This is a genomic window from Bacillus sp. PK6-026 (assembly GCF_054161455.1).
The window spans coordinates 2,515,112-2,541,420 of record NZ_CP096418.1 but is presented as its reverse complement, the minus strand read 5'-3'; the positions used below and the strand labels follow the sequence as shown (position 1 = coordinate 2,541,420).

The window sequence follows — 26,309 nt, the reverse complement described above, 5'->3', positions numbered from 1 at the left end:
AAAGGAGAATCATTTATGCTTCGCGACAGAGGCAGTATCAAATGGGTTTCCATGATGCTGCCTGAGCACGTGGAATTGCTCAGGGAATATCATGAAAGCCTTCAAAAACTCAAAAAACCGATCCTGGATGAACAAAAATATGAAGAATTTAATGAAATCATTTGTGAAGCGATGGCAGAAAACAGAATGTTGCAATTTGCCTATTATCGGCAGGGGGAAGTGAAAACACTGGCCGGCCGGATTCACTATGCCGACGCCCTGAAAAGGGAGCTGCGGATCGTAAGCCGGGCGGATGAAATATGCATTTTAAAGATGGAGGATATCATTGAGATTGAATACGATTGTCGTTTATAATAGAATCAGTATTCGGAGGTGGATAAAATGGTAAATGACATTCATTTGCCGACTGCAGCGTCTCATGCAAAGCCTGTTATCTTGAAAGGCGATACTTTGCATGAGGCGGGGTTATAAACAAATCGCCTAAAAAAAGCAAGGTATCTTCTGATCATCCGGCTTTGCACCTTATTTTTAAATATAGATCCATAAATAAGGAGCTGGCAGAAATGAAGACACCTTTTATCAGAAATGACCAATATAATTTTATTAAGTTTCAAACGGACAGCCTTGTTCAGGGACATGCGAACATCAATGACGAAAACGTACTTGACGCTTTGAAATGCAATGCGCTCGATCAAGTGTTCAACCTGTTTCCTGATCTCAGCAGCGATCAAAAGTCTTTGCTGCAGAAGATGGCAGAAGTGGAAGACAGCGGTGAAGCGATGCGCTTTTTAGCCGAATTAAAGCCTCATGTCATTCCATTTCAGCGTATAACAGTAAAAACCGCTAAAAAGCTATTTTCTAAAGTGAAGAAGTTAAAGACGCCCGATTTTGAACAGATGGATTTCAGCGGATATTCCTACCTGGGATGGAATGATGCAGGATCAGGCAGAAAGTACATGATTGTGGATGCCGGCGGAAAGCTGACCGGAATACACGGCACCATCAAATCCAGCAATAAAAAAGGAATCTGCGCGATATGCAACAGGACCGAAGAGATCGGACTGTTCATGGCCCGGGTGAAAAGCGGGAAAGAAACCTATACAGACAGAGGCAATTATATTTGCTGTGACAGTGAAACATGCAATCAAAATGTGATGACGCTGGATCATCTGAACCATTTCGTCGCACAATTAACGAAAGAATAAACGAGAACCCCCCGGCTAAGCTTTAGCCGGGGGGTTTTATGATTTGGCTTTTAGCCTGCCTCTTTCGCAGCACTTCGCTCTCCGAAGAGACGGGTGGTCAGCCCGGGAACAGCCATACATAAGAATACGGAACGTCCAAGGCTGAATAAAAGAAAAGCGAGCCACAGCCCATGGTTTCCGAAAGCGGGCACAGCGGTAAAAAAGGCGGCCAGGAAGACGAGAACAGCCAAGAACATTGAATTTCTGACCGGGCCTATTTCAGTCGCTCCTGTAAAAATCCCGTAAAAAACGAGTCCGAAACTTGCGGCCAAAGGAAAGAGAGCGATCCAAATATCGTAGGTTTTCGCTGCTTCCAAAACGCTTTCAAGCGGTGTAAACAAGGGAAGGATTACACCTTTCAAAAGAAAGTAGCCGACTGAAAGCAGCGCGGCCGAGATCAGCGACCACTGGATCGAAAGGGAAAGCGTACGGGAATAAAGTTCCCGATCCATTCTTCCAACGGCTTTCCCGGCAAAAATGCTCGATGCATTGGCAAATCCGTCAAACACATAAGCCATCATATAATGAATTTGAATTAAGATCGCATTTGCGGCCAAAACTTCAGCGCCGAAGCCGGCTCCTTTAGCCGTAAACAAATTAAAAACCGTTAAAAGGCACAATGTCCGAATCAATAGATCGCGGTTGACAACCATCATTTTTTTAAACGGTTTCGGGTCGAACAAAACCTTGACGGACGGCAGCTTAAACCGCATGGCGGCATTCGTTTTCACAAGCCAGCAGCCGATCAGGCAGCCCGTCACTTCCGCAATCAAAGTGGCTAGAGCGATGCCGTATACTTCCATGTGAAAGACGTAGACAAAAACGATGTCAAGCACGATATTCAAGACGTTCATCGAAATCTGCAAAAGCAATGTCACTTTGATAAGGGACATTCCCATCAGCCAGCCGAGAATGCAATAGCTGATTAAAGCAAATGGAGCGCCCCAAATCCTCAGCGAAAAATACTGCGAGGCGAATTCAGCGGTATGGCGGTCAGGCTGTATCAGCGTCAGCGCTGCGTATTCAAGCGGTTTTTGCAAGAGAATGAACATCAGTCCGGCAAAAAACGCGATGCAAACAGGCCGGGCAAGAGCCAAAACGCTCTCTGATCTGTTTTGGGAGCCGAGCGACTGAGCAGCGAACCCCGATGTGCTCACCCGCAAAAAGCCGAGGAGCCAATACATCGTATTAAAAATCATCGTTCCGACTGCAACACCGCCGATGTAAGCAGGGGAGGAAAGCTGCCCGGCTACCGCCGTATCGACCGCCCCCAGCAAAGGAGTGGTGATCGTTGAAATGATCAGCGGAACGGCGAGTGCTAGATAATGTCTGTGATTCATCTCTTATGACCCCCTTAGGATTCAAACACCTGAAGCAGCTTTTTGGCATATGGGTGCCTTTCGGCAGAAAAAAGCTCTTCTTTTTTAAATTGATCGGCAATCTGCCCGTCTTTCATGACCATGATGCGATGGCTCATAAAGTGGACAGCGGCCAGATCATGGGAAATAAACAAATAGGAAAGCCCCATATCATCCTGCAAATCTTTGAGGAGGTCGAGGATCTTCGCCTGACTGGTGACATCCAGGCTTGCCGTAGGCTCATCAAAGATGATTAAAGACGGGTGAGTGCTGATGGCTCTGGCGATTAAGGCCCTTTGGAGCTGCCCGCCGCTTAATTCATGCGGATAGCGGTCAAGGAGGCTCGAGGGAAGGCCGACCATTGAGAACAGACGCTCAGCCGTCAGACGGCGGCTGCCTTGGAAGTCCTTTAAAAATGGCGGTATGTCTTGTTTGGAAACATCAAGCGGCTCCATAACTGAATCGATAATATTGAGCTTTGGATTCAATGATGCGGCCGGATTTTGAAAAACAGCCTGCAGCTTTCGGCGCAGTCTTCGGGTCTCTTTTTTGTTTATGCCGGGAAGCGGATGTTGATGAAGCCGAATCTCTCCGTGATCGATTTTTTCGAGCAGGAGAAGGCAGCGCGCGAGGGTGCTTTTCCCGCTGCCGCTCTCGCCGGCGAGCCCGAGGCATTCGCCTTTTCGAATGGAGAACGATACATTGTCAACGGCTTTGTGGCCGCAAGCGTAATGTTTTGTCAGATTGCTGACAAAAAGAACGGTTTCTGCTGAATGGGTCATCACGCACCTCCTGTTCCCGCCAGCGCCGCTTCCTTTGTTTCAGGCGCGGCTGTCAGCCTCGGCGGAGGATTTTTCAGCGGCGGGACGGCTGCGAATAAACGTCTTGTACATTCATGTACCGGTTGTCTGATTAAATCAGCGGTTAAGCCGCTTTCGACGATTTCTCCGTTTTGCATGACAGCGGTTTGATCGGCGTACCTTTTGACAAGCCGGAGGTCATGAGTGATAAAAAGGATGGCGCAGTTTGTTTTGGCGCGCATCACGGTGAGCTGTTGCAAGACGTCCGCGGCCGTGATGCTGTCTAAAGCCGTTGTCGGTTCGTCTGCGATGAGAAGCTTCGGGCGGAGCACCATCGCTTGAGCGATCGCGGCCCTTTGGAGCTGCCCGCCGCTCAATTGAAACGGGTAGCTTTCATATACTCTGTTTTCCGGCAGAGAAACCTCCCGAAAAGCGCGGAGAATCGCTTCTCTTCGCTTGTTTTTAGACCAATCGGTATGCGTTTTGACCATTTCGTCAATTTGTTTGCCGATCCGTATAAAAGGGGTGAATGCTCCGTGACAGTCCTGAAAAATACAGGCGATATCCTTTCCGCGCATGCGTCGGAGCGCTTTGCGGCCGGCTTGAAGCATCTGGCGGCCCTCAAATATCACATCTCCGCCGGACACCGTTAGTCCGTCCGGAAGCAGCCCGGCTATGGCCGAAGCGGTCAGGCTTTTTCCGCTGCCGCTTTCCCCGAGCAGCGCGAACCATTCCCCTTCATGGATCGAGAAGGAGGCATTTTTGACAATGGTGTGCTGTCGGGAGCTGATTGATAAGCCCTCAATGGATAACATCGGCATGCTAAGAAACTCCTTTCTTGTGTTTAACGTCAAACCTGTCCCTTAAACGATCACCGTACAGGTTGGACAACAGAACGATGAACATGATCGCAAGACCGGGAATCACCATAAGCTGAGGCGCATGCAAAAAGTAATGTTTTCCGTCATTCAGCATGGCGCCCCATTCCGGGTATGGAGGCTGAGCACCCAGTCCGATATAGGACAGGGCAGCAATCATTAACACCGTTTTTCCGATATCAAGTGTCGCAAGTACGGAAACGTTGCCGAGAACATGGGGCAGCAAGTGCTTTTTTAAAATCGCCCCGGAGCCTAAGCCCGTCAGCTCGGCCAAGGCGATGTAATCTTTTTGTTTTTCCGAAAACACCGTGCTGCGGACCAGCCTTGCATAGCCGACCCATTTGACAGCGACAACGGCTAATATTAAGTTCATCAGACCGGGGCCAAGCAAACCGCTTAAAACAATCGCGACAATATAGTCCGGAAACGCCATGACCGCGTCAACGATTCTCATGATCATCCGATCCAGCCGTCCGCCGAAAAAGCCGGAGACAAGCCCGACGGGAACGCCTATGAAAACGGAGATCAGAATCGCGGCCAAGGCGGTGCCGACCGTCGCTTTCGCACCGGCGATCATTCGGGAAAATATATCTCTGCCCAAATGGTCTGTCCCGAGCCAGTGCTGCAAGCTGATCGGCTGGAGACGGTTGGCCATATCTGTGCGGAGCGGATCGAACGGCAAAAAGAAGGGGACGGTGAACAGCGCCGCGGAAAACAGCAGCACGAACCACAGTCCTGTTTTGGTTCGGAATATAAGTTTGACGTTTTTTCTCATCGGCGTCCAGCCTCCTTTAAGCGAATTTCCGGATTGAGGTACCGATAGGAGAGGTCGACCAAAAGATTGATCAGGACAACCGTGATCCCCATGAAAAGAATGTACCCCTGAATGATCGGATAATCACGCTGAACGATGGCGTCAACGACAAGCTTGCCGACGCCGGGATATGCAAACAGGACTTCAATAATCACCGTGCCGCCGAGCAGGCTGCCGAGGCTGACCCCGAATATCGTGATGACAGGGACAAGACAGTGGCGAAACGCGTGAAAGAAGAAAATTCTCGCCTCGCTGATACCGCGCGCCCTGGCTGATCTGATGAAATCCTGACCAAGGCTTTCGATCAAGCTTGACCGTACAAGGCGGACATAAACGCCGGACATCGCGATCCCGAGCGTGAGAGAGGGGAGAATCAAATGTTTAAACGTTCCGGCTCCCATCGACGGCAGCCAATTCAGCCTGACGGAGAAGAGATCGATCAGTATCAATCCGAGCCAAAAGCTTGGGAGCGCGGCTCCCACTAAAGCGAGCAAGCGGCCGAGATGATCGATCCACCGATCCCGGTATAAAGCGGAAAGCGTTCCGACCGGCACGGCGATCAGCAGCATGACGAGAAGCGATGCGCCGGTCAGAAGCAATGTCGCCGGGAATTTCCGGCTGAGCTCGTCGATGACGGGTTCGTGTGTTGTATAGGATTTTCCCAAATCAAATTGGAAAAAGCGTTTAAACCAGTTCCAATATTGAATATAAACCGGTTTGTCCAAACCGAGCTCCTCTTTGAATGCCTCGATCTGCTCGTCTGTTACCGCTACATCATCTACGCGAAGCATCTGTTTCACCGGATCACCGGGAGCCGCTTTCATAAATACAAAGCTGATAAACGAAAGCAGGAATAAGAATAGAACCAGTTCAAACAGCCGCTTAGCGATCTGCTTCATTTCGTTTTCACATCCAAATCTTTCGTCAGCATATAATACTCACTTTTGCTCGTTTCCCAATTTAATACACCGTCTCGGTATGCCGTGATGTTTTCGGGAGTGACGATAAAAGAGTTCAATGTCTCCTTCTCGATCAATTCAGCTGCTTTTTTAGCAAGGCGGTCCCGCTTCTCTTTGTCGATTGTGCGGTTGAATTTCTCAATCCATTTGATCAAGGTTTGATTTTCGATGCCGCTGTAGTTTAAAGCGCCATTCGGCATATAGGCGGTGTTCAGCAAATAGCCGGCATCGCCTCTGGGCGCGGTCATCGAGCTGTATGTCGCCAAATCCCAATCATCGTTCTTCGCCAAATACTCATCGATATTTTCGACTTGTTGAATCTTAATCGAAATGCCCAGTTCCTTCGCATTTGATTCAAGAATTTGTGCGATTAAAGGCAATTCCGGACGAGACTGATAGGTTAGCAGTGTAAAAGATAAGGCTTGTCCGTCCTTCACGGCTTTGCCGTTTTCAAGCTCGTAGCCGGCTTTTTTCAGCTCAGCTTTTGCCGCTTCCAGTCCGCTCGGCTTTTGAACCGTACCGGCGGAAAACGGGAAATCCGCTAAGAAAGGTCCGTCTGCCGGCTGAGCATGCCCGTTCAAAATGCTTTCAGCGATTTCTTTGCGGTCCAGTAATGCGTCGAAGGCGCGGCGCAGGTGACGGTCAGCGAAATGATCCTTCTTTGTATTGTAGAGAATCTGGTGAACGCGCAAGCTCGGCACCGAATCAACGGTAATCGATGAATCTTTTTGAATTTGGTCAATATCCTCCACGCTCGGTCTGTAAATAATGTCGGCATCTTTTGATTGGAGAGCCATGACGCGGGCGTTTGCGTCTTCATTAAACGAAAATGTGACGTGCTTCAGCTTCGGTTTGCCGTCCCAATAATCGTCATACCGTTCTAACTCTATTTTATGGCCGGCCTCAAAAGAGGAAACTTGAAAAGGGCCCGTCCCAACGGGCTGTTGAGAAATGTTTGCTGCGCTGACGTCAATGATCGATGTGTTTGGATGAACCAACTCTGAAGGGAATTCGGGAAAAGGCTCCTTTGTTGTAATCGTCAATGTTTGTCCTGCAGCTTTGATTTCTTTAATTTTTAAGGCGTTATTCATCGCTTTGCTCTCGCGTATCGTCCGTTCTAAAGACGCTTTTACCGCTTTGGCATCCGCTTTTTTGCCATTTTGAAACGTCAGATTGTCTTTAAGGGTGAAGACCCATGTTTGTCCGTCTTTACTTTCCCAATCCTTGGCAAGCCAAGGTTCGATGGAAAGGTCAGCGCTGATTTTGACGAGCGTTTCGCTGATGCCGGCGCGGACAGCCGTATAATTGACATCGAGATTCGGGTCAAGGGTTTGACTTGGAATATTGAAAAGAAAGGTGAGTTTCTTCTCATCACCTTTCGCTGAGTCAGCGCCTCCGGCGGAGCAGGAAGCGAGAATGAAGAGAAAAACAATCGGTATGATCATGCGTTTTGCTATGTAAGCCATCGGTTAATACCCCCAAGTAGTAATGATTTCGATTTACCCTCATTATCATAGGGGATATTTCCTTTGTTGTAAAGGAATGTTTGTTCGTGTTTGACGAAAGTGCGTGGACAAATTTTTCGGAGCCCGGCCAGCTTTTCCATATAAAATAGGTCTGCAAAAAAGAAAGCCCGAATAATTTGAAACAAGGGAGTTAATGGAACGATTTACAGGGGAAAAAAATATGCTGTTAATAAGATGTTCAAACAGCAAGTGAAAGGAGCCATAAAGCGATGATGATTACAGTAAAAATACGCCATACCGCTGAAACCGAAGGCACAGACATAGGTGACTTCACTCCTGCTGAACTCGAAAGCATCGTCCAGACGATCAGAAAATACGGAGCTTGGCTTTCACCTGATGCCGACGCAGATGATTATAAATTTACATTCCAAGACGCTAAATACAATCTCGAACAAAGAGTCTTTGAAATCATTGTGGAATAATCATATATCGACGGGGTTGACGGACACTGAATGAACGATCGGAAATGGCGTTTATTTAGAGTCCTTTTTATTTTTGCCGGGCGGGAAGACAGTCCCGATAAATGAGGAGGAGCCTTGAAGAAATTTAGCTCTTCAAGGTTCCTTCACTTTTACTTCCCGTTGACGGTCAGCCCGTCTTTAATCAAGGCATTCACTTTGCTGCTGAATAAAAGGCCGACATGGCTTACGCCTGAGATTTGCACATTGTTTGCACCACCAAGTTTGGAGAGGCTGTTTAAGACGATATAGTCGCTTGTGCTGTAAATCGAAGTGTATGAGATTTTGTCATTCGGAGCGATTCCCTGAGGCGCCGTGTTTGTAACCAGCCGGTTAGCACCCCCAAGGGTAACGACATGTCCGACTTTATCTGCTCCGTCCAGATTTTTAATATAATAGAGCGTATTGGCCCCGCCCATGCTGTGGGCGACAATATCGACTTTTGATGCTCCTGTTTGATTCAGCACATGCTTGATGTATTCGGATAATGTCGGCGCATTAATTTTATTATTTCCTGTTTTATCGATAAAGTTGATGGCGTAAAGCTCACTGCTTGTCCAGCCTTGAGATTGTAAATACGATTTAATGCCGATGAAGTTATAATTGGCTCCGCCGATGCCGTGAACCATGACGACCGGATTGTGGGAAGCGGCGGAAGCTGTTGAAGGCCGGCATGAAAATACGGACACAACAGACAGCATGCAAATCAATAGAATAGATAAAAATGAATGGCGACGCATTGTTTCTCCTCCTAAAAAAGTAATAAGTTCACAACAACGACAATTCTATAAAACGAACATATGAAAACGAAGTGTAAATTTATCTATTTTTTACACTCGGAAAAAGAGCAGTATATGAAACGGTTTTTTGCCGCTGGGCGCGCCGGTATCCTATGGGGCAAGGTGAGTGAAGCTTTTCAGGGAGATGGCAAATCGATTTGTGCTGTTGAATTAGAACTAAGAATTTACTCCCATTCATCTACTGACGTATTAAAATGGTAAATTGGGAGCGGGAAACGGTATAATAAGGAAGCATATCCATTGCTTAGTTGCAGAACATTTGTGCCGATGGTCAGGTATAATGTTGAAAGGAGAGGTTAGATTTTGATGAAAACATGGGCATTGAAAACAATGTGCCTGTGCTCTCATGTGCAGTTTTTTTCCGACTGCAAAGCGGTCCGCTGCATATCAACAAAGTGTTGATTGCTTATCAGCGGAAAACGGGATTTTCGTAAAAAAAAGACGTTTCGAATGATGACAGACCGGATCAGGATCAAGTCCTGTTTACCAAAGGGGGATGAACATGATTTCAAAAACGCCGGAGCCGCCGTATTACGCAGTGATTTTCACATCGGTCAGAACGAACGGGGATCATGGCTACAAAGAGACGGCTGCGAACATGCTAAAGCTTGCCGCAGCACAGCCAGGCTTTTTAGGAGCAGAAAGCGCAAGGGACATGAACGGAAAAGGAATAACGGTTTCCTATTGGGAAAGCCTTGAGGCGATTGAAAAATGGAAGTTTCACAGCGAACACCGGCAGGCGAAGGAAAAAGGCCGAACAAAATGGTATTCTGACTTTGCCGTGCGGGTTGCAAAAGTTGAAGCCGCAAGGATTTCGGAGCGGCCCGGCCGGCCCCCGTCAGATGGCACCGGCGGGGAGGAAATGCAATGATTCAATTGTTAAATCATAAAGACCCGCACACGGCCCGCTGCATTGTAAATGTTCAAAGGCCGGCTTATGAAAAAGAAGCAGAGATTATTCAATTTCAGGGCATTCCGCAGCTGAATGAAACAGCTTTTGATGTGATGGATTCCCGTGAAACTTTCATCGGCTGGTTTGAGGGAGGAGAATTAGCCGGAATCGCTTCCTTTATACATACAGCCGAAAAGCTGACGATCTGCAGGCTGGCCGTTCATTCCGTCCATTTTCGAAAAGGGATTGCGATGGCATTGCTTCGTTATCTATTGATGGAGAAGGAAGCCGAAGCGTTTGAAGTGACGACGGGAGCGGAGAATGAACCGGCAAAAGCGCTATATCAGAAATTGGGATTTTCCGAGATTGAGCAGTATGAACCTGAAAAAGGAATTGTTCTTTCAAGACTGACGCTGAATGCGCCGAGAAAGGTTAAAGTCGTCTCCTATCAAGAGGAGTGGAAGGGCGAATTTTTCAAAGAAAAAAAGCAGCTTGAAGCGCTTTTCCAGAATGAAGTCTTGCATATTCACCACATTGGAAGCACGTCAATTCCGGGGATGAGCGCCAAGCCTGTCATTGATATCCTGATCGAAGTAAACGATCTCGGCTCCGCAGCCCGCTTCGAAAAGGGGATGAAAATGCTCGGCTATGAATCGAAGGGGGAAAACGGAATTCCGGGGAGAAGGTTCTTTCAAAAAGGAGGACGGAAGCGTACACACCATGTCCATCTGTATGAAAGCGGGCATCCCGATATCAGGCGGCATCTCGCGTTTCGGGATTATTTAATCTCGCATCCGGAGCGGGCCGAAGAATATGCTGCTCTGAAGATGAAGCTGGCGGAGATGTTTCCGCTTGACATGGCAGGCTATGTTGACGGCAAAAACGGCTGGATAAAAGAGACTGAGCACTTGGCTGAACAATGGGAAAAGGGAGGGGAGGACAGGTAATGCCCCCTCCTGTTTCAGGCTCTGACACAAGATTCAAACGTTCCTTTGTGGCTTCCGTCACAGTAAGGCATTTTCAGCGATTTTCCGCATCTGCAGAGCGAAAAAGCGGGTTTTTCAGGGAACGGGTTTCCTTCCATATCGATCAGTTCGACGTCTCCCGTGACCCGGAAACCGCCGTTGTCCATCACTTTAATCTGCACTTTTTTGGGCATCATTCCACCTCCGAATCCCTTCATATTTATGCCTGACAGTCGGAAACGATGCGCTTTTTCCCGCTCCTGTGGTACAATGTCCGTAAACGAAATAGAGAAGGATGATATCATGCAGCTTGAAATCACTGCACAGGCAAAACAAGCCATTCAACGGGCAACAGAGCCTTATCCTGATAAAAAGATCCAGCTTCGCTATGATTCCGAGGGCTGCGGATGCGCGGTCAGCGGCGTGCCGGTTCTGTGGCTGACGGACGAATTATCGGGAAGTTGCGAGCCCCTTGAGACAAACGGGCTTCCGATTTATATTCAGTCATCGCAAAAAGTCTTTTTTGATGAAGCGATGACCATCGACTATTATGAGAAAGCGGGTGCCTTGATGCTGAAAAGTCCGGCACAGGTGCTTTCTCCCAGAATGAGTATTTTAGTGAAATAGGGTGGCGTTCGATTTGAATCAAAAGGTAAAATCTTTAAAACAAACCGCTCAAAATAAAACATGGGCGTCCTTTTTACATCAAAATCATCCGTATACACTCCTTCATTGGTCAATCGGAGGGACAGAGTCCGTCAAAAAGGATGTCTGGCTTCTTCAGGATGAAATGACTTTTGAAACAAAGGAATTCGATACAATTGAGACGGCCATCTCTTGGATCGGCGATCATATGAGCGACATTACGGATATTTTGTAGCACAAAAGAAGGCGGACGAGACTTATGCTCGTTCGCCTTCTTTACGCCGATTTGTGATCTCTTGAAGAAAGTCCCGCACCGTGTTTTTGTAGCTGGTTCTGTTTTGGGTATAGCTCATCGCGTGCGCACCTTTTTCAGCGATATAAAGCCTTTTCTCCCCCGGCTTCTTCTCGTAAAGCATTTCGCTCGATTCAGGCGGGATATAGTCGTCTTGTTTGCTGTGAATGAACAGCACCGGTTTTTTGATCTTCCCGACGACGGATAAAGGGGAGACATCACCGATGCGGTAGCCGTCCCGCCATCTCAAAAAGAGGCTGGCAAGCGGCAAAATGAAAGCTCCCGGAAGATGAAAATCTTCTTTCAGCCGGTAAACGAGCTGATCCTCAAATGTGGCAAACGGACAGTCGGCCACGTAAAAATCAGCGTCGGCATCGTCCATTCCCGCGTAAAGAAGCGTCGTGACAGCGCCCATCGATTCGCCGTGAATGCCGATCAGCGCGTGTTCGCCGTGTTTTTCCCGAAGCCAATGGACAACCGTTTTCAAATCGTTTTTTTCATAATATCCGTAGCTCGTTGTTTTTCCGCCGCTTGTGCCGTGCCTCCGGTGGTCATATATGACGGCGTTCCAGCCGAGATCAAGAAACAGATTCATATATTTGATCGAATTCAACAGATTCATCGTCACCCCGTGGCAGATAATCACGGTGTTTTTCGTTTTGTGCGGATGGACGTAGTATCCTTTAATATTGTAGCCGTAAGAAGAAGGGAGGTTGATTTCTTCTTTCGGGAGAGCGGCAAAAGCTTTTTCGTCATAATGGCCGTCAGCCGTTTCCCGCTCGATAATGTATTCGTCTGTCCGTTTTTTAATGTACATGATTTGATTCGTAAAATAGATTCCGAGCGCGGCAATAAACAGCAAAACCGCCCCGATAGCAGCCAGCCAAATCAACATCTGATGTATTCTTCCTTTCTTAAATGCTTCTCACTTTATCATACCACACAACGATTGGCATTTGCTGAGAGAGACGGCTCTCCGAGTGACGGCTTGCCTGAACTTTTAGATTCCTGATAAACTATCATCACAAACAGGGAGAACGGAGGACAGGATATGGGAAAGAAAAAACAAGACCCAAATGCCCGGCAGCTGCTGAAAGATGCGCTCGCCGACGATTTGAAAGATAAACTTCAGCAAATGAAGAGCGAATTGAAAGAGGAGGACGAAAAAAGAAAAGAGCGTGAGAAAGAACGGCTCATCAAGGAAAGACAGGAAAGGGAAAAAAATAAAAGTTTTGAAGAGCTCCTCAACGAAAGCGGAATTGACGACTGGAAGAAGTATAAGTAAGAAAGCCCTGTCTGATCAAGAGACGGGGCTTTCTTATTGCTTTATTCGCGATGTGCAGTGTACACGCCGCGTTTTGTATAAAAGCGGAGTGCTTTGATTTCCTGTTCTGTCAGACCGCGTCCGCCGACAGATTCAACGTTTTCCCGAAGCTGGGAGATTTTGCTCGCTCCGGGGATGACCGCTCCGACAGCCGGCTGGGCGAGAGTATACTTCATCGCGGTTTCGGTCGCGGATAAATCAGGCGCCGTTTTTTCAATGTCCGCTTTTGTTTTAACGAGTTCATCGTAGGAATACGATAAATAGCCGTTTTTCTTGATCGCGGCGTTTGCATCTGACAGAGGTTTTTCTGTCAGAATCCCTTTTGCCAAAGGTCCTCTTGCAATCACGCTGATTCCATGTTCTTCAAGGAGAGAAAGCCATTCCTCAGGCCGTCTGTCCAACAAGCTGTATTGCATCATGACCGTGACGATGTTTGATTTTTTGATGTATTCCTTAATGACGTTCGGCCGAATTGAAGAAATGCCGTAATGGCGGATGACGCCTTCCTGTTTTAATTCTTCAAAAGCTTCGATCGTTTCGTCGATATTGTCTTCAATCGTGCCGCCGTGCAGCTGATAAAGATCGATGTAGTCGGTTTGCAGCCGCTTTAAGCTGTGCTTGACGGCTTCTTTTATGTACGCTTTCCGGGGATCCCAGAACCAGCCCGGTTTTCCTTCCTCCCAGCGGTTTCCTGCTTTTGTCGCAAGGATCACGTCTTGGCGCCTTGATTTGATTGCTTCACCGACAATCTCTTCGTTGCGTCCAAAATCGTACAAGTCGGCAGTATCCAAATAATTGATGCCAAACGCCAAAGCTTCATCCAAAATTGACAGTGCGTGCTTTTTGTCTGTTCCGAGAGACATGCAGCCGAGGCCGACTTCACTCACCTGTAAATCGGAATGTCCGAGCGTCCTTTTTTTCATAAGCTTCACTCCTTTTTTTCTTACTTTGAACGTAATACAAAGGAGCGAAGTTTTCAACCCATCGGCATCGGAATCAGAAGTACAGCTCGAAGATGATCACGCTTAGGGCGCAAATCAAACAAACCGCGGCAGGGATGGCCGTAAAAAAAGGCTGCCGCGCCCGGAATAGGTGGGCATGAATGGCGCCTGTCATAAGCAGGGAGAACAACAGCCCCGAGCCGACAGCCAGATGCACATTCCAAATCCCGGCGATCATGCCGAGCGCTCCGGCGATTTCAAGAAATCCTGTTACTGAAAGAAACCACAGCGGGTATTGATAATGGCGCCAATGTTCCACTTGAAAAGGAACGTGCATCGCCTTGATTACGCCTCCGGTCAGCATAAATGCCGCCAATCCTGCTTTTACGAAAATAAATGCCACCATGTTCACTCCGTTTCTGGATGTTGCGGATTAACGAGCATCCCGTGGATCAAAAGATCCGTGATTTGTTTTGCGAGACTTGAGGGGTCTTTTGATCCGTCAAGCAAATAGATATCGGCAAGGTGCTCAATCATGCCTGTCAGGCATTCGGCAACGGTCTCCATTTCCAGGCCGGACCGGAAGTAGCCAAGCTCCTGCTCTGCTTTCAAGTTTTCTTTCAAGGCCAGTGTTAAATCTTTTTTCATTTTGCATGCTTCCGGGCTGAGAAAAAAACCGATGCGGGTCAAATCCGGGTCCTCTGCCAAAAACCGAAATACAGCCTCTACAGCAGCCGTTACCCGTTTTGATACGTGTTTTTTCTCGATTCCTTCTTCTAAACGAAACGATTCGATCAGATTTTTTAAGTTCGCGTGAAAGCCATTGATCAGCTCGTTATAGATGGCGTCTTTGCTTGGAAAGTATAAGTAGAAAGACGGCTGAGTCAGCCCCGCTCTTTTGACAATCGTACTTACTTTCGTCTCATGGAATCCCCGGTTTGCAAATTCGTTTGCAGCAACTGTGAGCAGCCGCTTCCGGCTTTCTTTGCCTTTGCGTCCTTTTTCATTTCCCACATTCATCCGCCTCCAAAATAATACTTTCAAGTAACGTTACTAAAAAGTATTATTTCATGCGATCCTTCTTGATGTCAATCAAAATCATTCGATTTTCTTTTTCAGAAAGCCAGTCTTTCACATAGTGATACATTCGTCCGTATTCCTTCAGCTTGGCGCGGATTTCCCATGCTTTCCCCGACATGACGATGCGGTTGTTCAGCCGGTAGACCTTCATGGCGTGTCCCCCTTCCATGGTGTATGATAAAATGTATGGGATCAAAAGCCAGAGCAGAACTTAGGAGATGATCAAACTGAAGCATTTAGAGGAGAAAACCATATCTAAAGAAAAACTTTTTTCGGGCAAGGTGATCGATCTTTATCTTGAAGACGTCGAACTGCCGAATGGTAAAACGGGAAAGCGCGAAATCGTGAAGCATCCGGGCGCTGTTGCGGTGCTTGCTTTGACTGATAAAGGAAACATCATTTTGGTGAAGCAGTACAGAAAAGCGCTTGAACGGACGATCGTTGAAATACCGGCAGGCAAGCTTGAAAAAGGAGAGAAACCTGAATATACCGCGCTGCGGGAGCTTGAGGAAGAGACGGGATACACGGCGGCAAAGCTGGAGAAAATCACCGCTTTTTACACATCGCCGGGCTTTGCGGACGAATTGGTGCACCTGTATCTTGCCGAAGAGCTGACACCGCTTGAAGAAAAGCGCGAACTTGATGAAGACGAATTTGTAGAAGTAATGGAGGTGCCGCTTACAGGTGCGCTGAAATTGATGGAAACTCAGGACATCTATGATGCGAAAACGGCTTATGCCGTGCAGTATCTGGAGCTGAGAAAGGCCCTGCAAGCAAAAAAATGAAAGAAATATTCGCAGACATGCATATCCATATCGGGCGGACGGAATCAGGCCGGCCCGTTAAGATAACGGCTGCCAGAACGCTTACGCTCGACGAAATTTTGATTGAAGCAAGCGAGCATAAAGGAATGGAACTGATCGGCATTATAGATTGTCATTCACCGGAGGTGCTGGCGGAAATTGAAAAAGGGGTGTCTTCAGGCCGTTATACAGAGCTTGCAGACGGCGGAATCAAATATAAAGATACCGTGCTTCTGTGCGGTTCTGAATTGGAAATCAATGATGACAGATGCCGGGGCCCGATTCATGTGCTGGCATTTATGCCGTCGATCTCCGCAATGAAGCAGTTTTCCGCCTGGCTCTCGGAAAGGGTGACGAATATCCATCTGAGCTCCCAGCGCATCTATGAGACAGGCATCGGCCTTCAGCGGAAGGTAAAAGAGCTCGGCGGCTTGTTCATTCCCGCGCACATTTTTACGCCGCATAAGAGCCTGTATGGCAAAGGAGTCAAATTTTCGCTGCAAGAAGTGCTTGACCCGAAGATGATTGATGCGGTTGAACTCGGGCTGAGCAGCGACACCGATATGGCTTCACACGTATCCGAACTGAATCCCTATGCATTTTTGACCAATTCGGACGCCCATTCTCTTGGGAAAATCGGCAGGGAGTATAATAAGCTACACATTAAACATGCCAGCTTTCAAGAGTTTTCACTTGCTTTAAGAGGACAAGAAGGGCGCTGCATTGCCGCCAATTACGGAATGAATCCGCAGTTGGGCAAATATTTTCAAACCGCTTGTGAAACATGCGGCCGTTTGCAGGAGGCAGGTGAAACGGTGTGTAAAGCGTGCGGAAGCCGAAAGTTTACAAAAGGCGTCAGCACACGTCTAATGGAGCTTTACGATCAGGATAAAAGCCCGGTCAAGCGCCCGCCGTACGTTCACCAGGTTCCGCTGCAGCTGATCCCCGGCATCGGTCCGAAAACGATTCAGAAGCTGAAAGATGCTTTCGGCACTGAGATGAATATCCTTCACCGGGTAAAAGAAGGCGAACTAAAAGAAACCATTCGTCCGCAGACGGCTGATCTCGTGATCAAAGCAAGGAACGGGGATTTAGAGCTGAAAGCCGGAGGCGGCGGAACCTATGGAAAAGTGCAGAGCTGAAGGGGGCTTTGGAAAAAGGGATGGAGTGGAAACTAAAATCGTATGAGGAATTGTCGAAGGAAGAGTTGTACCGCATCATCAAGCTTAGAATAGACGTCTTTATCGTTGAACAAAACTGTCCGTATCATGAGCTTGATCACTTAGATGAGCGGGCACACCATTTATTTCTGAGCCAAGAAGGAGAGATCGCTGCGTATTGCAGGCTGTTCCCGAGCGGTACGGCTTACCCGGAGGCATCAATCGGCCGGGTGATCGTCCGTAAAGAGGACAGGGGAAAGGGATATGCGCAGACGCTTCTTGATCAAGCGCTCCGCTTTTTGGAAGACGAGCGGGGGGAGAAAAGGGTCAAGATCAGCGCCCAGAATCATTTGCGTTCCTTTTACGGCTCCTTCGGATTTAAAGCAATATCAGACGTCTATATGGAGGACGGCATTCCGCATGTGGATATGATCAAAACGGCAGAAACCGTATGACTTGCGTTCAGAACCCCGCCTTTCTATAATAATAAGATAAAAATTTGACAGGAGAGTGGGGAACATGGCCAAAAGCAAGGCAAGGAAAAAGCGTGAGCACATGTTGAGAAACACAGGCAGAGATGCCGCCGCATCAAGAGGCAAGGCGCCTGAATTCAGCACGCACGTCAGAAAAACGAAAAGCAGGCGGGAAGAGCTTGCAAAGCTGCATATGAAACATAAACGAAAGAACCCTTATGATTTGCTTCATGAAGATCATAAGGGTTCTTTTTTTAGAAGATGCGCGAATACATGCATGTGTCCCGATGTTCGCTTAAATCATTCGAAAGGTCATCGCTTTGTAAAACGGCTTCCAGCTGAAAGCCGAGGCGCTCCGCCATTTTTCTGCTTTTCGTGTTCATGCTGTCACAGCATATCTCAAGCCGCTTGGCTTTGATGTGTCCCCTCGCGAAATCAATCAGTCCGTTAAGTGCTTCGGTCATGTACCCCTGTCCGGCAAATTCAGAACTGCGCCAATAGCCGATTTCAAACCGTTTCGCTTGCCAGTTCATGCGGTGAAGGCCTGTGCTGCCGACGAATTTCCCCGTTTCTTTATGGAAAATATGCATCCGTAAATCGTTGCGCAAAATAAAATCGGCCTGTGCCTGCCTGACGTTGATTTCTACATGTTCTTCCTCGGGCATTTCCCTTGCAAACGGCATCCACGGCTTGAGCTCAGGCAACGATTTTCGAATGGCGTCATGGACGGCCGCGCCGTCGCCTGCCCTTGGCGCTCTGACAAAAAGGCGCGGGGTTTCAAAACTGTCCGGAAAATCGAGTAGTATCGGATTCATCCAGGTTCCCTCCAGATATTCTTTCTATTTTCGATTGTGCCATCTTCCCATCACAATCGTGTTGTTATATGTTCCGTCAGAAAGCCGCTTGTCTTTTTTTAAAATCCCTTCTATTTTAAAGCCATGCTTTTGATACAGGGCAGAAGCCCTCTCATTTGTTTCCGACACGCGCAGGGTCATTTTTTGAATGCCTGCGGCATCAGCCCAAACAATCGATTCGTTTAAAAGGCGTTTTCCAATGCCGTATCCCCAAAATTCTTTCAATACGCATACGCCAAACTCCACTTGATGAGAGAAGCGTTTTAAATCCTGTCCGGCACATCTTGAAAAGCCGACAATCCTGTTTCGAGCGACCGCCACTAAAAACAAGCATCGGTCATGTTCGCTGTCTCTTTTGATCAGCTCTCTAAAACCCGCTTCATCAATAAAACCTTCACCCTTTTCCCTGTCCAAATATTCGGTTTCTCCATCGATCTGTACCCTTACAGCAGATAATTCCTTTGCATCTTGTTGGACAGCTGGCCTGACGATGTAGCTCAGCCCTTTACCATCAAAGCGTTTGTTCATGAGATACTCCAATCATTTTTTATATCCATTAGTCTATCACATTCCTTAGCTCGAATTTGTTTAAAATGACTGAATATAACAAAAAATGGATCGCAAATGGCGTTTCGCGGTCCTTGAGCCGGTTCGGCCGTTACCTTGAGCCCGTGCTTATACATTGCTTTCGGCAGCATAGTCAGCGGTTTTATCTCTAAGGACGCCGGGTGGATGGATGCGCATCAAAAAGATGTATGCGGCAAATGCGAGCAGCACACCTGAAAACCATGAAATATCATAGAGGGGTTTCAGGGCCGGCAAGTATGTCCCGATCAAAGACATAAACGCTCCGAGTCCAACTGCGGCAAATGCGCGGTAATTGTAGCCTTTATAGTACGTATACCTCCCGGTTAGAGAGTAGAGATCTTCGATGTGAAGCGTGCGCTTCCGGATGATAAAATAATCGGCAAGCATAACGCCTGCGACCGGCCCCAATATTCCGCCGATTGTGCCGAGAAACGAAAACACGCTCGCTTCATTCTCCATCAGCTTCCATGGGAAAGTGAACAGGGCCAAAACAGCTGTCAAATAGCTGCCTCGCTTAAAATCGATATATTTCGGCAAAAAATTGGCCAGGTCATAGGCTGGCGAGACAATATTCGCTGCAACGTTTACCGAAATGGCGGCGATGCAAAGCGTAATGACCGAAAGCGCGATCACATACGGGTTGTCAAAATGGGCGAGAATATCGACAACATCCCAAATCGGCTCCCCGAAGGCAGCCTGTGAGCCGGAGGTGACGGTAATGCTTGCAAATGCAAACAGAACGAATGTGCCCGGCAAACCGTAAAACTGCCCTCTGATTTGTTCTTTTTGAGAGGCAGCAAACCTCGTAAAATCGGGAATGTTCAAAATGAGTGTCGCCCATATGCCGATAATTCCCGTCACACCGGCAAGAAACGGCCAAATCAATTCGCCGAATGTCTGAAATTTTCCCGGCTGCGAATAAATCGGACCGAGTCCTCCCGCAATATCGACTGCCCACCACACCATTCCGCCAAAGACGAGATAAACGAGCGGGCCGGCCCAGACTTCAAACTTTCTGATCGACTCCATTCCGTGGTGAAGGACAAGCAGATGAATTCCCCAAAAGAAAGCAAATGACAAAAGCCCTGATAAATGCAATCCAAACAAGTTCCAATCGCCGCCAATATCTTTCCAGCCGCTCCACACATTTAAGATCAGGATGTTAAGCGCCATGCTTCCCGCAAACGCTTGAATGCCGAACCACATAATCGCCACAAAACCTCTGAGAAGCGCCGGAATATTAGCCCCGTATATCCCGAAAGAAGCCCTGATTAACACGGGAAAAGGCACGCCGTATTTTGTGCCGGCATGTCCATTCAATGCGAGGGCTGCATAGAGCACGACCGAAGCGACTGCGATAATCCCAAGCACCTGCCACGGAGAAAGCCCGATCGCTATCAGTCCGCCAACCGTTGCGTAAGTCGGGATGTTATGGATGCAGCCCATCCAGATCGATGCGAAATTGACCGCTTTCCATGTGCGTTCCTCAGGCTTTAGAGGCTGCAGGTCGCTGTTTGAGAGTGTACGGTCTGATTGAACTTTTTCATATTGGACAGATTTCATATAATCCCTCCGCTTATTTTTAAGGAAAAATATAACTTATTATTCTGAAAAATTCATTAGATAAACTAAACAAATGTTTCAAGGCGTTTGTTGAGGTTGACTAAACGAGCCGTTTGAAACCGTTATAAAAATATTGATTTTTATGAAACAGTTGTCTATCTCGGTCATAGGATAAAAGACCAGGTTGAAATATTACTCCGCATTGTAATGAAAGCGTTTTCTGATCGGCGGGGAAAAAGGTGAAACTGAAGGGGGTTAACAAATAATGAAGAAAATTTTATTGGTTTGCGCGGCCGGCATGTCAACGAGCCTGCTTGTCAGCAGAATGAAAAAGCATGCCGAGGCGCTGAACGAAGAGGTCGACATCATTGCACTGCCTGTATCCGAAGCCGGGACTGCCGCGTCAAGCGCGGACGTCGTACTGCTGGGGCCGCAAGTCAGGTACCAAAAGTCACAGGTTGAGGCGAGCGCGGGAGACACGCCGGTTCAGGTGATCGACATGCGCGACTACGGCACCATGAACGGCGAAGCTGTGTTGCAAAAAGCGCTGCAGCTGATGAAATAAAAAGGAGGGGAGACAGGGATGAGCGGGTTTATGGAGAAGTTTGAGCGGAACGTGGAACGGTTTTTGGTTCCCGTTGCTGCAAAACTGAACTCACAGCGCCATATATGTGCGATCAGAGATGCTTTTATTCTATCATTTCCGATTATTATGGCAGGGTCGATTATCATTTTATTGAATTTCGCTATTTTATCTCCGGACGGGTTTATCGCCAACATTTTGTTCCTTGAAAAGATATTTCCGAACTTGGCTGATTATCAGTCGGTCTTTACCCCCGTACTGCGGGGATCGCTCGATATTATGTCCATATTTGTTGTGTTTCTCGTCGCACGCAATTTAGCCATCTCAATGAAAGCGGATGAACTGCTTGCCGGATTAACGGCCGTATCCTGTTATTTTATCATTTATTCACCGTACCGCCTGATCGAAAACGAGAGCTTTTTAACGACGAAGTGGCTCGGTGCGCAAGGGCTGTTCGTTGCCTTAATCATCGGGATCCTCGTCGGTGAAGTGTTCAGCAGGCTTTCAAATGCCAAGCGCCTGCAAATTCATATGCCTCCGCAGGTGCCGCCTGCGGTTGCCCGGACATTTAAAGTGCTGTTTCCGATCATCTTCATTACAATTGGTTTTGCGATGTTAAGCTTTGCGCTATTGTCTCTGTCGAAAAACGGTTTGCATGAATTGGTGTATACCGTGCTGCAGGCGCCGTTGAGAGAGATGGGAACGAATATTTTCACTGTTGTTTTCCTTGGAATCGTCGCCAACTTTTTATGGCTGTTCGGCATTCACGGCCCGAATACAATCGCGGCGATCAGAGAAACGATCTTTGCCGAAGCAAACCTTGAAAATCTCGCTTTTGCCGCCAAAACAGGCTCTGCCTGGAACGCTCCGTTTCCTGAAACATGGGCGCTGAATGACGCCTTTGCAAACTACGGGGGATCGGGCATGACGCTGGGGCTTTTGATCGCAATATTCATCGCTTCAAAGCGCCGGGATTATAAAGATATCGGTAAGCTTTCGATCGGGCCGGGGATATTTAACATTAATGAACCTGTTATTTTCGGACTTCCGGTCGTGCTCAATCCAATCTTCATGATTCCCTTTATCATCGTTCCGGCAGTCAACACTGTCATCGGCTACTTGTTCATCAAGTTTCAGCTGATTCCGCCGATCGCATACGCTGTTCCGTGGACAACGCCCGGGCCGTTGATTCCGTTTCTCGGGACAGGAGGAAACTGGCTTGCGCTCGGGGTCGGCTTTCTTTGCCTCGCCATTTCAACAGTGATTTATCTGCCGTTTGTAATGGCTGCCAACAAGACTGTGAATACGGACAGGGAGCATTCTTCGGAAAACAGGGAGGAATCATAACGTGATCAGGGCGCCTTTTACGGGCGCCTGTCTTTTTTCAAAAAAAGTCATGCGGCTCTCTTTTCTCTCATACAATCTATTAAAATCAAAAGCACGTCTGGGAGGAAGATACATGCGGAAGCCCACAATCAAAGAGCTCATCTTTCAACATATGAAGGATCATCTGTCAATCTATTTATTTGTTTCAGTACTGTTTTTAATGGGTGTGATTTTCGGCGCGGTCATCGTCAACAGCATGACGATCGGTCAAAAAGAAGATTTGTTCTACTATTTGAATCGATTTTTTGGACAGCTTTCAGAAGGAAAAGCAGCCAGCTCAAAGGAAATGTTTTTGCAGAGCTTTCTTCATAATATGAAATATTTAGGCTTAATGTGGATTCTCGGGATTTCCATCATCGGCTTGCCCGTCATTTTTATCATGGTCTTCTTAAAAGGGATCGTCGTCGGATTTACAGTCGGCTTTCTCGTCAATCAAATGGGAATCAACGGCTTTTTCCTGTCTTTTGTCTCCGTGCTCCCGCAAAATATGCTGCTGATCCCGGCTTACTTGATCATGGGGACTTGCGCCATCGCCTTTTCGATGAGGCTCATCCGCCAGCTTTTTGTCAAACGCAGCCTTGCAGAAGCGCCTGTCCATTGGTTTGGCCGGTACGCTTTTGTGCTCGTCCTGATTCTCGCGATGTCTCTTATATCCTCTTCCTTTGAAGCATATCTTTCACCGGTGTTGATGGAAAAGCTGACGGAGTACGTCTTGCCGAAACAGCATTAATTTATAATGATTATTAAAAAATATTCATTTTGTTTCTCAATTTATAATGATTATAGTTGGCTCCCTGCGCTTGTTTTGTTATAATAAGCTAGGTAATGCGGCGTAGGAGGGAAAGTCAATGGAAACACGTATTGATCGGATTAAAAAGCAACTGCATTCTTCCAGCTATAAACTCACCCCTCAGCGCGAGGCTACTGTAAGGGTGCTGCTTGAGAATGAGGAAGACCATTTAAGCGCAGAAGATGTATACCTCCTCGTAAAAGAGAAATCTCCTGAGATTGGTCTTGCGACAGTATATCGGACTCTTGAACTGTTAACTGAATTAAAAGTAGTGGATAAAATCAATTTTGGCGACGGTGTGTCAAGATATGACCTCCGTAAAGAAGGTGCCGCGCATTTCCATCACCACCTTGTTTGCATGGAATGCGGTTCGGTTGTTGAAATTGAAGAAGATTTGCTTGAAGACGTGGAAGAAATCATTGAAAAGGATTGGAAATTTAAAATAAAAGACCACAGGCTGACGTTCCACGGCATCTGTCATGACTGTCAGCAAAAGGAATCGGAATAGTCTAAACCGGAGAGAACCCTTTCAGCCATGAGCGGGTTCTTTTTTGATTCAGACGTATAAAACTTGTCTCATTTGGCATAAGTTTTAGTAATCGAATCAAAAGAAGGGACCTGAAACCGTATGAAAATGCTGAAAACGGCTGCCGATATGATCAAGGTGTTCGTGCTGTTTACCGGTTTTACCGTCTTGTTTTATTATGCTATGATATGGATAAATTCAGAGTATGAAAACTATCATCGGTATGATAAACCTGAAGGAGCAGCCCTCAAGGTCGCCTCGATGGAAGGGGACGAGCAGGGCAGCTGGTTTAACCGGTTAATCTTTTTTTATTTGAACGGGGAGTAGGATAGCGTGAAAGTTCATATTAAAGACTTTATCCACTACGCCGTTGTTGAACGGGGGCTTTCCCACAACACGGTTGTGAGCTATGAACGGGATTTGAACAGCTACGCCGCCTATTTAGAGGAACAGGAGCAGCTGAGCTCTTTTGACCAGGTGACAAGGCTTACCATCATCCAGTTTTTAAAGCATTTAAAAGACGCCGGAAAATCCGGTAAGACGATTGCGAGGCATCTCGCTTCCATCCGCAGCTTTCACCAGTTTCTGCTGAGGGAAAAAGTAACGGCCCAGGACCCGTCCGTCCATATTGAGTCACAAAAAACGGAACGGACGCTCCCGAAGGTGCTGTCATTACAGGAAGTCGAAACGCTTCTGGATACGCCGAAGCTGACGGGGCCGTTCGGCTACCGCGATAAAGCGATGCTGGAATTACTGTATGCGACAGGAATCCGCGTCAGCGAGATGATCGCATTAAAGCTGTCCGATGTCCATTTATCGATGGGCTTTATCCGCTGCTTCGGGAAAGGAAGAAAGGAGCGGATCGTTCCACTCGGCGAAGCGGCGTCACATGCGGTCGGCGAATATCTGTCAAAAGCGAGGGGAAAGCTTTTGAAAAAAAATTCCGAAGACGCCCTGTTTCTGAATCACCACGGCAGACAGATGAGCCGGCAGGGGTTTTGGAAAAATTTAAAGAAAATCGCCTTGGAAGCGGGAATTAATAAAGAGCTGACGCCGCACACACTGAGGCACTCGTTCGCCACACACCTGCTCGAAAACGGAGCCGATCTCCGGGCCGTTCAGGAAATGCTCGGACACGCCGACATTTCGACGACGCAAATTTATACACATGTGACGAAAACAAGGCTGAAAGACGTATATAAGCAATACCATCCCCGTGCATAGCCTAAAAGAACAGGCGAAAGCACGGTTTTTCATGTTGAGTGAGCAGCAAATTGCGGGAAGTTTCTCACTATTCCCGTTCGTATTGTCAACTGTTGTGTAAACGGTTTATACTTGGCTAATAGCGGTATTTTGGTTTTTTTATGCCAAGCGTGACAGCCTACAGCTGACAGAAAGAAAAAAAGGAGGCCGACAAATGCCTGCATTTGATTACAACCGCGTATTTTTAATTGTGATGGATTCCGTTGGAATCGGCGAGGCGCCTGATGCCGATCAATTTAATGACAAAGGCGCAGATACATTGGGCCATATTGCCGAACACATGGGAGGCATCCGCCTGCCGAACATGTCGAAGCTCGGACTCAGCAACATCCGAGAAATCAAAGGTGTCGAAAAGGCAGAAGAGCCGCTTGCCTATTACGGCAAAATGAAAGAAGCCTCAAACGGAAAAGATACGATGACTGGTCATTGGGAGATAATGGGACTTTACATAGAGAAACCTTTCCAGGTGTTTCCCGAAGGTTTTCCGGACGAATTGATCCATGAACTTGAACAGAAGTCCGGAAGAAAAGTGATTGGAAACAAACCTGCATCAGGCACTGCGATTTTGGATGAGCTCGGTGCGGAGCATATGGAAACCGGCGCGCTGATCGTCTACACCTCAGCGGACTCCGTTCTGCAGATTGCCGCACACGAAGAAGTCGTACCTCTCGAGGAATTGTACAAAATCTGCGAGATCGCGCGCGAGCTTACGCTTGACGAGAAATATATGGTCGGACGCGTCATTGCGAGGCCGTTTGTCGGCAAGCCGGGCGAATTTAAACGGACGCCGAACCGGCATGATTATGCGCTGAAGCCGTTTGACAGAACCGTAATGAATGAATTGAAAGATGACAGCTTTGATGTGATTGCGATCGGCAAAATCTCCGATATCTACGACGGCGAGGGCATTACGGAATCGCTTAGAACGAAATCGAATATGGACGGGATGGATAAGCTGGTGCAAACGCTTGACAAAGATTTTACAGGGATCAGCTTTGTAAACCTCGTGGACTTTGACGCGCTGTTCGGGCACCGCCGCGATCCTGAAGGTTACGGAAAAGCGCTCGAGGAATTCGACGCGCGCCTTCCTGAAGTATTTGAAAAGATGCGTGAAGACGATCTGCTCATCATTACCGCCGACCACGGCAATGATCCGGTTCACCATGGCACAGACCATACAAGGGAGTACGTGCCGCTTCTTGTATACAGCAAAAAGCACGAAAAGCCCGGTGCGCTTCCGCTCGCAGATACATTCGCGGACATCGGCGCGACGATTGCCGACAACTTTAAAACGAATATGCCAAAGTACGGAAAAAGCTTTTTATCCCTGCTGAAATAGGAGGA

33 protein-coding genes and 1 pseudogene are annotated in these 26,309 nt (G+C 47.6%); 18 read left to right on the top strand and 16 right to left on the bottom strand.

Going from position 1 to position 26,309, the window contains the following annotated elements; translation table 11 throughout:
* The first annotated feature begins 15 nt into the window (after positions 1-15).
* Both M1D59_RS13025 and M1D59_RS13020 read left to right on the top strand, forming a co-directional pair.
* Positions 16-354: a YolD-like family protein gene (locus M1D59_RS13025; RefSeq protein WP_020452064.1), complete on the top strand. Its 339-nt coding sequence runs from the start codon at positions 16-18 to the stop codon at positions 352-354.
* A gap of 209 nt (positions 355-563) precedes the next feature.
* Positions 564-1,205, top strand: a complete 642-nt coding sequence (locus M1D59_RS13020) for a FusB/FusC family EF-G-binding protein (protein ID WP_020452063.1) — start codon at positions 564-566, stop codon at positions 1,203-1,205.
* 50 nt (positions 1,206-1,255) lie between these two features.
* Here the strand turns inward: M1D59_RS13020 and M1D59_RS13015 are convergent, their stop codons facing one another.
* The 6 genes from M1D59_RS13015 to nikA are packed head-to-tail and all read right to left on the bottom strand — an operon-like array spanning position 1,256 to position 7,519.
* Positions 1,256-2,584: an MATE family efflux transporter gene (locus M1D59_RS13015; RefSeq protein ID WP_075754060.1), complete on the bottom strand. Its 1,329-nt coding sequence runs from the start codon at positions 2,582-2,584 to the stop codon at positions 1,256-1,258.
* A gap of 14 nt (positions 2,585-2,598) precedes the next feature.
* Entirely contained in the window at positions 2,599-3,384 is a 786-nt protein-coding gene (locus M1D59_RS13010; protein WP_020452061.1) for an ABC transporter ATP-binding protein, read from the bottom strand.
* Positions 3,384-4,223: an ATP-binding cassette domain-containing protein gene (locus M1D59_RS13005; RefSeq protein WP_075754062.1), complete on the bottom strand. Its 840-nt coding sequence runs from the start codon at positions 4,221-4,223 to the stop codon at positions 3,384-3,386. The genes M1D59_RS13010 and M1D59_RS13005 overlap by 1 nt, the downstream gene beginning before the upstream one ends.
* Before the next feature lies 1 nt (position 4,224).
* Complete coding sequence (nikC, locus tag M1D59_RS13000) at positions 4,225-5,055, bottom strand: nickel transporter permease (RefSeq protein ID WP_020452059.1); 831 nt, start codon at positions 5,053-5,055, stop codon at positions 4,225-4,227.
* The gene (gene nikB, locus M1D59_RS12995) at positions 5,052-5,993 is read right to left on the bottom strand and encodes a nickel ABC transporter permease (protein ID WP_020452058.1); all 942 of its coding nucleotides are present in this window, start codon (positions 5,991-5,993) and stop codon (positions 5,052-5,054) included. The genes nikC and nikB overlap by 4 nt, the downstream gene beginning before the upstream one ends.
* Positions 5,990-7,519: a nickel ABC transporter substrate-binding protein gene (gene nikA, locus M1D59_RS12990; RefSeq protein WP_458117453.1), complete on the bottom strand. Its 1,530-nt coding sequence runs from the start codon at positions 7,517-7,519 to the stop codon at positions 5,990-5,992. Before nikA ends, nikB begins: the two co-directional genes overlap by 4 nt.
* Positions 7,520-7,788: 269 nt before the next feature.
* On the opposite strand from nikA, the gene M1D59_RS12985 reads away from it, so the two are divergent.
* Positions 7,789-8,001: a hypothetical protein gene (locus M1D59_RS12985; RefSeq protein ID WP_023855949.1), complete on the top strand. Its 213-nt coding sequence runs from the start codon at positions 7,789-7,791 to the stop codon at positions 7,999-8,001.
* Positions 8,002-8,150: 149 nt separating this feature from the next.
* Here M1D59_RS12985 and M1D59_RS12980 read toward each other — a convergent pair whose 3' ends face one another.
* Positions 8,151-8,777, bottom strand: coding sequence for an esterase/lipase family protein (locus M1D59_RS12980; protein ID WP_023855948.1), 627 nt, complete (start codon positions 8,775-8,777; stop codon positions 8,151-8,153).
* Between the two features lie 556 nt (positions 8,778-9,333).
* Here M1D59_RS12980 and M1D59_RS12975 point away from each other — a divergent pair.
* Both M1D59_RS12975 and M1D59_RS12970 read left to right on the top strand, forming a co-directional pair.
* Positions 9,334-9,708 (top strand): antibiotic biosynthesis monooxygenase family protein, encoded by a 375-nt coding sequence (locus M1D59_RS12975; protein WP_223254782.1) that lies wholly within the window; start codon positions 9,334-9,336, stop codon positions 9,706-9,708.
* Complete coding sequence (locus M1D59_RS12970; protein ID WP_128823201.1) at positions 9,705-10,676, top strand: bifunctional GNAT family N-acetyltransferase/GrpB family protein; 972 nt, start codon at positions 9,705-9,707, stop codon at positions 10,674-10,676. The genes M1D59_RS12975 and M1D59_RS12970 overlap by 4 nt, the downstream gene beginning before the upstream one ends.
* Before the next feature lie 14 nt (positions 10,677-10,690).
* Here the strand turns inward: M1D59_RS12970 and M1D59_RS12965 are convergent, their stop codons facing one another.
* Positions 10,691-10,888, bottom strand: coding sequence for a CDGSH iron-sulfur domain-containing protein (locus tag M1D59_RS12965; RefSeq protein ID WP_023855944.1), 198 nt, complete (start codon positions 10,886-10,888; stop codon positions 10,691-10,693).
* A gap of 109 nt (positions 10,889-10,997) precedes the next feature.
* Between M1D59_RS12965 and M1D59_RS12960 the strand changes: the two genes are divergently transcribed.
* Both M1D59_RS12960 and M1D59_RS12955 read left to right on the top strand, forming a co-directional pair.
* On the top strand, positions 10,998-11,321 hold the full coding sequence (locus tag M1D59_RS12960; protein WP_020452052.1) for an iron-sulfur cluster biosynthesis family protein: 324 nt from the start codon (positions 10,998-11,000) through the stop codon (positions 11,319-11,321).
* 13 nt (positions 11,322-11,334) lie between these two features.
* The gene (locus tag M1D59_RS12955; protein ID WP_003183211.1) at positions 11,335-11,574 is read left to right on the top strand and encodes a YqkC family protein; all 240 of its coding nucleotides are present in this window, start codon (positions 11,335-11,337) and stop codon (positions 11,572-11,574) included.
* A 22-nt stretch (positions 11,575-11,596) separates the two neighbouring features.
* On the opposite strand, the gene M1D59_RS12950 is transcribed toward M1D59_RS12955, so the two are convergent.
* The gene (locus M1D59_RS12950) at positions 11,597-12,526 is read right to left on the bottom strand and encodes an alpha/beta hydrolase (RefSeq protein ID WP_023855943.1); all 930 of its coding nucleotides are present in this window, start codon (positions 12,524-12,526) and stop codon (positions 11,597-11,599) included.
* A 156-nt stretch (positions 12,527-12,682) separates the two neighbouring features.
* Between M1D59_RS12950 and M1D59_RS12945 the strand changes: the two genes are divergently transcribed.
* Positions 12,683-12,916 carry a YqkE family protein gene (locus M1D59_RS12945; protein WP_023855942.1) on the top strand — a complete coding sequence of 78 codons (234 nt, stop codon included), beginning with the start codon at positions 12,683-12,685 and terminating at the stop codon, positions 12,914-12,916.
* 41 nt (positions 12,917-12,957) lie between these two features.
* Here M1D59_RS12945 and M1D59_RS12940 read toward each other — a convergent pair whose 3' ends face one another.
* The 4 genes and pseudogenes from M1D59_RS12940 to mciZ form a co-directional block, all read right to left on the bottom strand.
* Positions 12,958-13,878 (bottom strand): aldo/keto reductase, encoded by a 921-nt coding sequence (locus M1D59_RS12940; protein ID WP_458117452.1) that lies wholly within the window; start codon positions 13,876-13,878, stop codon positions 12,958-12,960.
* Positions 13,879-13,951: 73 nt separating this feature from the next.
* Positions 13,952-14,299: a DoxX family protein gene (locus M1D59_RS12935; RefSeq protein ID WP_026579346.1), complete on the bottom strand. Its 348-nt coding sequence runs from the start codon at positions 14,297-14,299 to the stop codon at positions 13,952-13,954.
* A gap of 5 nt (positions 14,300-14,304) precedes the next feature.
* Positions 14,305-14,910, bottom strand: a complete 606-nt coding sequence (locus M1D59_RS12930; protein ID WP_145645572.1) for a TetR/AcrR family transcriptional regulator — start codon at positions 14,908-14,910, stop codon at positions 14,305-14,307.
* Positions 14,911-15,010: 100 nt separating this feature from the next.
* A pseudogene (gene mciZ, locus M1D59_RS12925) lies at positions 15,011-15,127 on the bottom strand (Z-ring formation inhibitor MciZ); the annotation flags it as partial.
* A gap of 76 nt (positions 15,128-15,203) precedes the next feature.
* On the opposite strand from mciZ, the gene M1D59_RS12920 reads away from it, so the two are divergent.
* The 3 genes from M1D59_RS12920 to M1D59_RS12910 are packed head-to-tail and all read left to right on the top strand — an operon-like array spanning position 15,204 to position 17,394.
* Positions 15,204-15,761: an NUDIX hydrolase gene (locus M1D59_RS12920; RefSeq protein WP_026579348.1), complete on the top strand. Its 558-nt coding sequence runs from the start codon at positions 15,204-15,206 to the stop codon at positions 15,759-15,761.
* Entirely contained in the window at positions 15,758-16,921 is a 1,164-nt protein-coding gene (locus M1D59_RS12915) for a TIGR00375 family protein (RefSeq protein WP_026579349.1), read from the top strand. The genes M1D59_RS12920 and M1D59_RS12915 overlap by 4 nt, the downstream gene beginning before the upstream one ends.
* 20 nt (positions 16,922-16,941) lie before the next feature.
* The gene (locus tag M1D59_RS12910; RefSeq protein ID WP_023855935.1) at positions 16,942-17,394 is read left to right on the top strand and encodes a GNAT family N-acetyltransferase; all 453 of its coding nucleotides are present in this window, start codon (positions 16,942-16,944) and stop codon (positions 17,392-17,394) included.
* A 272-nt stretch (positions 17,395-17,666) separates the two neighbouring features.
* Here the strand turns inward: M1D59_RS12910 and M1D59_RS12905 are convergent, their stop codons facing one another.
* The 3 genes from M1D59_RS12905 to M1D59_RS12895 form a co-directional block, all read right to left on the bottom strand.
* The gene (locus tag M1D59_RS12905; protein WP_039072810.1) at positions 17,667-18,227 is read right to left on the bottom strand and encodes a GNAT family N-acetyltransferase; all 561 of its coding nucleotides are present in this window, start codon (positions 18,225-18,227) and stop codon (positions 17,667-17,669) included.
* A 24-nt stretch (positions 18,228-18,251) separates the two neighbouring features.
* Positions 18,252-18,794: a GNAT family N-acetyltransferase gene (locus tag M1D59_RS12900; RefSeq protein ID WP_043054374.1), complete on the bottom strand. Its 543-nt coding sequence runs from the start codon at positions 18,792-18,794 to the stop codon at positions 18,252-18,254.
* Positions 18,795-18,941: 147 nt separating this feature from the next.
* Positions 18,942-20,417 (bottom strand): NCS1 family nucleobase:cation symporter-1, encoded by a 1,476-nt coding sequence (locus M1D59_RS12895; protein ID WP_026579352.1) that lies wholly within the window; start codon positions 20,415-20,417, stop codon positions 18,942-18,944.
* Positions 20,418-20,682: 265 nt separating this feature from the next.
* On the opposite strand from M1D59_RS12895, the gene M1D59_RS12890 reads away from it, so the two are divergent.
* The 7 genes from M1D59_RS12890 to deoB all read left to right on the top strand — a co-directional run bounded on the left by M1D59_RS12890 (position 20,683) and on the right by deoB (position 26,304).
* Positions 20,683-20,982 carry a PTS sugar transporter subunit IIB gene (locus M1D59_RS12890; protein WP_003183185.1) on the top strand — a complete coding sequence of 100 codons (300 nt, stop codon included), beginning with the start codon at positions 20,683-20,685 and terminating at the stop codon, positions 20,980-20,982.
* Positions 20,983-21,000: 18 nt separating this feature from the next.
* Positions 21,001-22,347, top strand: coding sequence for a PTS sugar transporter subunit IIC (locus M1D59_RS12885; RefSeq protein ID WP_023855931.1), 1,347 nt, complete (start codon positions 21,001-21,003; stop codon positions 22,345-22,347).
* Positions 22,348-22,459: 112 nt separating this feature from the next.
* Entirely contained in the window at positions 22,460-23,116 is a 657-nt protein-coding gene (spoIIM, locus tag M1D59_RS12880; protein WP_026579353.1) for a stage II sporulation protein M, read from the top strand.
* Between the two features lie 118 nt (positions 23,117-23,234).
* Entirely contained in the window at positions 23,235-23,684 is a 450-nt protein-coding gene (gene fur, locus M1D59_RS12875) for a ferric iron uptake transcriptional regulator (protein WP_003183178.1), read from the top strand.
* Positions 23,685-23,804: 120 nt separating this feature from the next.
* On the top strand, positions 23,805-24,029 hold the full coding sequence (locus M1D59_RS12870; RefSeq protein ID WP_023855929.1) for a YqzK family protein: 225 nt from the start codon (positions 23,805-23,807) through the stop codon (positions 24,027-24,029).
* A gap of 6 nt (positions 24,030-24,035) precedes the next feature.
* Entirely contained in the window at positions 24,036-24,926 is an 891-nt protein-coding gene (gene xerD, locus M1D59_RS12865; RefSeq protein ID WP_023855928.1) for a site-specific tyrosine recombinase XerD, read from the top strand.
* A 193-nt stretch (positions 24,927-25,119) separates the two neighbouring features.
* Positions 25,120-26,304 carry a phosphopentomutase gene (deoB, locus tag M1D59_RS12860; protein WP_458117451.1) on the top strand — a complete coding sequence of 395 codons (1,185 nt, stop codon included), beginning with the start codon at positions 25,120-25,122 and terminating at the stop codon, positions 26,302-26,304.
* The last annotated feature ends 5 nt before the right edge of the window (positions 26,305-26,309 follow it).

What these genes read in the sequence shown, in the direction of transcription:
- spoIIM (WP_026579353.1), top strand. Translation starts at nt 22,460, where the DNA reads ATGCGGAAGCCCACAATCAAAGAGCTCATCTTTCAACATATGAAGGAT.
- M1D59_RS12945 (WP_023855942.1), top strand. Translation starts at nt 12,683, where the DNA reads ATGGGAAAGAAAAAACAAGACCCAAATGCCCGGCAGCTGCTGAAAGAT.
- deoB (WP_458117451.1), top strand. Translation starts at nt 25,120, where the DNA reads ATGCCTGCATTTGATTACAACCGCGTATTTTTAATTGTGATGGATTCC.
- M1D59_RS13020 (WP_020452063.1), top strand. Translation starts at nt 564, where the DNA reads ATGAAGACACCTTTTATCAGAAATGACCAATATAATTTTATTAAGTTT.
- M1D59_RS12950 (WP_023855943.1), bottom strand. Translation starts at nt 12,526, where the DNA reads ATGTTGATTTGGCTGGCTGCTATCGGGGCGGTTTTGCTGTTTATTGCC.
- M1D59_RS13010 (WP_020452061.1), bottom strand. Translation starts at nt 3,384, where the DNA reads ATGACCCATTCAGCAGAAACCGTTCTTTTTGTCAGCAATCTGACAAAA.
- M1D59_RS12960 (WP_020452052.1), top strand. Translation starts at nt 10,998, where the DNA reads ATGCAGCTTGAAATCACTGCACAGGCAAAACAAGCCATTCAACGGGCA.
- M1D59_RS12905 (WP_039072810.1), bottom strand. Translation starts at nt 18,227, where the DNA reads ATGAATCCGATACTACTCGATTTTCCGGACAGTTTTGAAACCCCGCGC.
- M1D59_RS12970 (WP_128823201.1), top strand. Translation starts at nt 9,705, where the DNA reads ATGATTCAATTGTTAAATCATAAAGACCCGCACACGGCCCGCTGCATT.
- M1D59_RS12910 (WP_023855935.1), top strand. Translation starts at nt 16,942, where the DNA reads ATGGAGTGGAAACTAAAATCGTATGAGGAATTGTCGAAGGAAGAGTTG.
- M1D59_RS12980 (WP_023855948.1), bottom strand. Translation starts at nt 8,777, where the DNA reads ATGCGTCGCCATTCATTTTTATCTATTCTATTGATTTGCATGCTGTCT.
- M1D59_RS12890 (WP_003183185.1), top strand. Translation starts at nt 20,683, where the DNA reads ATGAAGAAAATTTTATTGGTTTGCGCGGCCGGCATGTCAACGAGCCTG.
- M1D59_RS12885 (WP_023855931.1), top strand. Translation starts at nt 21,001, where the DNA reads ATGAGCGGGTTTATGGAGAAGTTTGAGCGGAACGTGGAACGGTTTTTG.
- nikC (WP_020452059.1), bottom strand. Translation starts at nt 5,055, where the DNA reads ATGAGAAAAAACGTCAAACTTATATTCCGAACCAAAACAGGACTGTGG.
- M1D59_RS12965 (WP_023855944.1), bottom strand. Translation starts at nt 10,888, where the DNA reads ATGCCCAAAAAAGTGCAGATTAAAGTGATGGACAACGGCGGTTTCCGG.
- M1D59_RS12985 (WP_023855949.1), top strand. Translation starts at nt 7,789, where the DNA reads ATGATGATTACAGTAAAAATACGCCATACCGCTGAAACCGAAGGCACA.
- nikA (WP_458117453.1), bottom strand. Translation starts at nt 7,519, where the DNA reads ATGGCTTACATAGCAAAACGCATGATCATACCGATTGTTTTTCTCTTC.
- M1D59_RS13005 (WP_075754062.1), bottom strand. Translation starts at nt 4,223, where the DNA reads ATGCCGATGTTATCCATTGAGGGCTTATCAATCAGCTCCCGACAGCAC.
- M1D59_RS12940 (WP_458117452.1), bottom strand. Translation starts at nt 13,878, where the DNA reads ATGAAAAAAAGGACGCTCGGACATTCCGATTTACAGGTGAGTGAAGTC.
- fur (WP_003183178.1), top strand. Translation starts at nt 23,235, where the DNA reads ATGGAAACACGTATTGATCGGATTAAAAAGCAACTGCATTCTTCCAGC.
- nikB (WP_020452058.1), bottom strand. Translation starts at nt 5,993, where the DNA reads ATGAAGCAGATCGCTAAGCGGCTGTTTGAACTGGTTCTATTCTTATTC.
- M1D59_RS12900 (WP_043054374.1), bottom strand. Translation starts at nt 18,794, where the DNA reads ATGAACAAACGCTTTGATGGTAAAGGGCTGAGCTACATCGTCAGGCCA.
- M1D59_RS12975 (WP_223254782.1), top strand. Translation starts at nt 9,334, where the DNA reads ATGAACATGATTTCAAAAACGCCGGAGCCGCCGTATTACGCAGTGATT.
- M1D59_RS13025 (WP_020452064.1), top strand. Translation starts at nt 16, where the DNA reads ATGCTTCGCGACAGAGGCAGTATCAAATGGGTTTCCATGATGCTGCCT.
- M1D59_RS13015 (WP_075754060.1), bottom strand. Translation starts at nt 2,584, where the DNA reads ATGAATCACAGACATTATCTAGCACTCGCCGTTCCGCTGATCATTTCA.
- M1D59_RS12870 (WP_023855929.1), top strand. Translation starts at nt 23,805, where the DNA reads ATGAAAATGCTGAAAACGGCTGCCGATATGATCAAGGTGTTCGTGCTG.
- M1D59_RS12895 (WP_026579352.1), bottom strand. Translation starts at nt 20,417, where the DNA reads ATGAAATCTGTCCAATATGAAAAAGTTCAATCAGACCGTACACTCTCA.
- M1D59_RS12915 (WP_026579349.1), top strand. Translation starts at nt 15,758, where the DNA reads ATGAAAGAAATATTCGCAGACATGCATATCCATATCGGGCGGACGGAA.